This is a genomic window from Aestuariivirga sp. (assembly GCF_044239095.1).
In the GTDB taxonomy this organism is placed as follows: Bacteria; Pseudomonadota; Alphaproteobacteria; order Rhizobiales; family Aestuariivirgaceae; genus Aestuariivirga.
Genome location: NZ_JBIICB010000326.1, coordinates 1 through 4422, shown reverse-complemented (window position 1 = coordinate 4422; position 4422 = coordinate 1). Strand labels below are relative to the sequence as shown.

At 70.0% G+C, this 4422-nt stretch carries 3 protein-coding genes; all 3 read right to left on the bottom strand.

The features are described from left to right. Nucleotides 1–829: UPF0280 family protein (locus ACILRA_RS20345; RefSeq protein WP_395663878.1), on the bottom strand; the 829-nt coding region annotated here is incomplete at its 3' end. Continuing rightward, entirely contained in the window at nt 826–3564 is a 2739-nt protein-coding gene (locus tag ACILRA_RS20340) for a molybdopterin-dependent oxidoreductase (protein ID WP_395663877.1), read from the bottom strand. The genes ACILRA_RS20340 and ACILRA_RS20345, both read right to left, overlap by 4 nt. Nucleotide 3565: 1 nt before the next feature. Then, nucleotides 3566–4422 (bottom strand): FAD binding domain-containing protein (locus ACILRA_RS20335; RefSeq protein ID WP_395663876.1); only part of this gene is annotated, 857 nt, incomplete at its 5' end.

Sequence of the window (4422 nt, the reverse complement as noted above, 5' to 3'; positions counted from 1 at the left end):
CTGTGCCCACGATGCGGGTCTCGCCCGCAAGATGAAGCGCCGCGGCGGTGATGCGCCCCTCGCCCACCAGCCTTTGCGCCAAGGCTACACCAGCATCAAGGGCCGCGGCAATTTCATTCGGCCCAAGGGGGCCAACGCCACGGGTGACCAGCCTTGCGCCGAGGTCATTGTCAGGCTGGATTTCCCGCGCGGGCACGCGGGTGATGGCGCGATGACCGGGAATGTCCACGGCATTGGCGATCAGGGTTGCCGCCGCATCAGCGATGCTGGCGCGTTCGGCAAGCACGGTGACCGCATCGGCGATGCCCAGCGAGAAGGAGCGGCCGCGCCAGCCGCTGGTGGCGATGCCGCGCACGCGATCATCCGCGCCGATGCGCGCGGTGGAAAACAGCGAAGGCCTGTCGGGCCTGTGGACGAGCCCCACGCCGTAGGACGTGCCGGGCGCGAGGTGGAGAGCAATGTCGCCACCGTTGTTGACGAAGGCACGGGAGAGTGTTGCCGCAGCCAGCATGGCGTCCAGCACCTCCTCCGCCACGGAGCCTGCGACCGCCGCCATGGGGGTGATGAAGGCATATCTGGCAAGGCCCGCCGTGGCGCGCCACATGCGCCTTGCGACAGCACCCGAGGGCGCGGGGCCCACCTCCTGGCGCAGCAGGGCAAGCTCGGTGCAGAGTTCGTCCAGCACCGTGGCGAAGCGCGCTTCCGCCGCATGGAAGGCCAGCGCTGCCTGCTCAGGCTCTCCCTCCGCGGCGATGATCAGGTCGATGGGACCGTCGTGAAGGTGCAGCCTGCGGCCTTGGGACAGCATGCGGGACTGCATGCGGCTCATGCAGGTGGACGCAGCCTGATGGCGGCCAGCACCCTGTCCGGCGTTGCGGGCGTGCGTGTGAGGCGGGCTCCGCAGGCGTGGTGGATGGCGTTGAGGATGGCGGGCGCTGTGGGGATCAGCGCCTGCTCGCCAATGCCCTTGGCGCCGAAGGGCCCGGCGGAAGAGGCGCATTCGACGAGAATGGATTCGATGGGCGGCACGTCGCCGATGGTGGGGATGAGGTAGTCGTGCAGGTTCTCACCGCGGCCTGGCGTGAACTCTTCCATCAGCGCCATGCCGATGCCCTGCGCCACGCCGCCCTCGATCTGGCCTTCGACGAGGACCGGGTTGATGGCGCGGCCCACGTCATGCGCCGCGACGATGCGCATGACCTTCACCGTGCCGAGCCGCATGTCCACCTCGATCTCCGCCAGATGCGCGCCATAGCCATAGACGGCATAGGGCTTGCCCTGCCCCTTGGCATCGAGCGGCGAGGTGGGCGGATCGAAGCTTTCCTCCGCACACAGAACATAGCCATGCGCGTCACGCGGCAGGCCGTGCAGATCGACGTCGCGGAGGAGGCCGCCCTCGATGACGCGCAGCCTGCCCGGGCCGAGGTCGAGCCGCGCCGCCTCGCTGGCGTTGGCGAGCCGCAACAGAAGGCGCCGCAGCGCCAGCCCGGCGCGCTCCGCCGCCTTGCCGGTGACAAAGGTCTGGCGCGAGGCGGAGGTCTTGCCGCAGTCGGGCGTCAGGTCCGTGTCTGGCGAGACGAGGTCGATCATGGCGAGCGGCAGGCCCACGGCATCGGCCGCGATCTGCGTGATCACCGTATTGGCGCCCTGCCCGATGTCGACCGCCCCCTGGTGCAGCGACAGCCTGCCATCGGGCCTGAGGCCGAAGCGGATGGTGGACGGGTTGGGAAGCGAGGTGTTGCCGCAGCCGTAGAACATGCCCGCCACCCCAACGCCGCGCCGCACGTGGCTGTGCCCGGCGTTGAAGGCCTCAGCCTGCCGCCGCGCCGCTTGCCAATGCGGCTTCAGCGCCTCGAAGCAGGCGCGGATGCCAACACCGTCGCCCATCACCTGGCCTGTCACGGTGGGGGTGTCGTTGGTGAGCGCATTGCGGATGCGGAAGTCGAGCGGGTCGATGCCGATCTTCTCCGCCAGCATGTCGAGCAGCTGCTCCTGCGCGATCACCGTCTGCGGCACGCCGAAACCTCTGAAGGCGCCGGCTGGAACGCAATGGGTGAGGACGGCGCGCGTCCTTGCGCGGTAGTGCGGCACGGCATAGGGGCCCGACGCATGGACCGGCACGCGGTTCGCCACCGTGGGCCCCCAGGAGGCATAGGCGCCGGTGTTGAAGTCAGCCTCGAAATCCATGGCGAGCAGATCACCCTCACGCGTGGCCGCCATGACAGAGCGCATGACGGCGGGGTGCCGCTTGGTGGTGGACTGGATCGACTCCTGGCGCGAATAGACCATGGCGGCGGGCCTGCCGGTCAGCCATGCGGCGAGCGCCACATAGGGCTGGACCGAAAGGTCGAGCTTGGAGCCGAAGCCGCCGCCGCAGGCCGAGGGGATGATGCGGATGTCCTCCGGGCGGAGCCCCATGATGGCCGCCGTGTCGTCCCGGTCCATGTAGGGCGCCTGGGTGGAGGCGGTGATCTCGATCCTGCCGCCCACGCGCCGGGCCCAGCCGGCCTCGGGCTCGATATAGGCGTGCTCGACGAAGGAGGTCTCGAACAGGCCCTCAACACGGATGGGGGCGGAGGCGAGCGCGGCGGCGGCATCGCCCCGCTCGACGAGGCCGCGGATCAGCACATTGCCGGGACGGGCCTCATGGAGGCGCGGGGCGCCCTCCGCGAGCGCCTCGGCCATTCCCAGGACCGCAGGGCGTTCCTCCCACGTGACGGGAAATGCCAGAAGGTCGAGGCCCTCGACGGCCTCCCGCTCGCCCACGACCGCGGCGACGGCCTCGCCACGGAAGCGGACCTCGCCCTCGGCGAAGACGGGCTGGTCGGCAAAGGGCGGTATGACGCCGAAGACGTTGCGGCCGGGAATGTCGGACGCGGTCAATATGCGGACGATTCCCGGATGGGCGGCGGCATAGGCGGCAAGGTCACCCAGCAAGAAGGCGGCGCGGTGGTGCGGCGAGCGCACGGCCCTGATCCACAGCGCATCGGGCGGCACGGCATCCGCGCCGAAAAGCTCACTGCCGGCAACCTTCGGACCGCCATCGAGCCTGGCGATGGCCGAGCCGACCGCGTGGCCCTGTTGCGGGCTCTCCTGGCGGGTGATGATGCCCGCGGCGGCATCTGCCACCGCGTCGATGATCTTGGCATAGCCCGTGCAGCGGCAGAGGACGCCACCCAGCGCGTCCGCGATCGTTTCGCGCGAGGGGGCGGGGTCATTCTCGAGCAGGGCCGCGGCGGCGACCAGCATGCCCGGCGTGCAGATGCCGCATTGCGCCGCGCCACGCGACAAAAAGGCCTGCTGCAGCGCATCGCCCTTCGCGGTGTTCGCTGCGATGCCCTCGATGGTGACGATCCGCGCGCCATCCGCCTGGGCCGCGGGCACCAGGCAGGCGCAGGCGGTCTCACCGTCGATCAGCACCGTGCAGGCGCCACAGTCGCCTGCATCGCAGCCGCTCTTGGTGCCCATCTGGAACAGATGGCGGCGCAGCACTTCGGAAAGGCGCAGGGCCGGGGCTGCCTCGCAGGAAACCGGCGTGCCGTTGAGTTCGAAGGCGATCGCCACCTCAGGCGGCCCCTGCCGCGCGGTCCAGCGCCTGGCCCACCACCGTCATGGCGGCCTCGCGCCGGTAGGCATCGCTGGCGCGCACATCGGAGATCGGCGACAGGCTGTCGAGATGATGGGCCGCGACCCGCGTGGACGGCCGCTCGCCGGGCCCAAGGCCGAGAAGGTCATGTTCCAACCGCGTGAGACGCTGGGCGACGGGCGAGGCCGCCCCCACGGCGACGGCGACCGCGGCGATGCGCCCGGTTTCATCCGTCTCGATCACGGCCGCAGCCATGAGGATCGAGATCACCAGATAGCGCCTGGCGCCGAGCTTGACGAAGGCGCCCGCAGCGCTGGCCGCGGGCTTGGGCACGATCACGGCGGTGACGATCTCGCCATCGCGCAGCGCAGTGCGGCGATAGCCGGTGATGAAAGCAGACAGCGGCAGGACGCGCCTTTGATCCTTCGATGCAAGTTCAACGCTGGCATCAAGGCAGAGCAGCGGCGGCACGCCGTCAGCTGCGGGCGAGGCATTGCACAGATTGCCGCCGATGGTGCCGCGGTTCTGGATCTGGATCGAGCCCACTTCGCGCGCCGCCGCCTTGAGGCCATCGAAGGCGGGCGGAAGACCGGCCCGCGCGATGGCGCTCCAGCTGGTGGCCGCGCCGAAACGGAAGGCGTGGGGCGTCTCGGTGATCCCCTTCAGGCCGTCGATGCCGGAGAGGTCGACAATGGGCCGCGCCAGCGGGCGGCCGGCATGGGCAGGAAACACATCGGTGCCGCCGCACATCGCAAGCGCGCCGGGGGCGGACATGGCGATCGCTGCCTCCTCGATGCTGCGGGGCCTTGCATACACGTCGAAATTCTCGCTTTCAG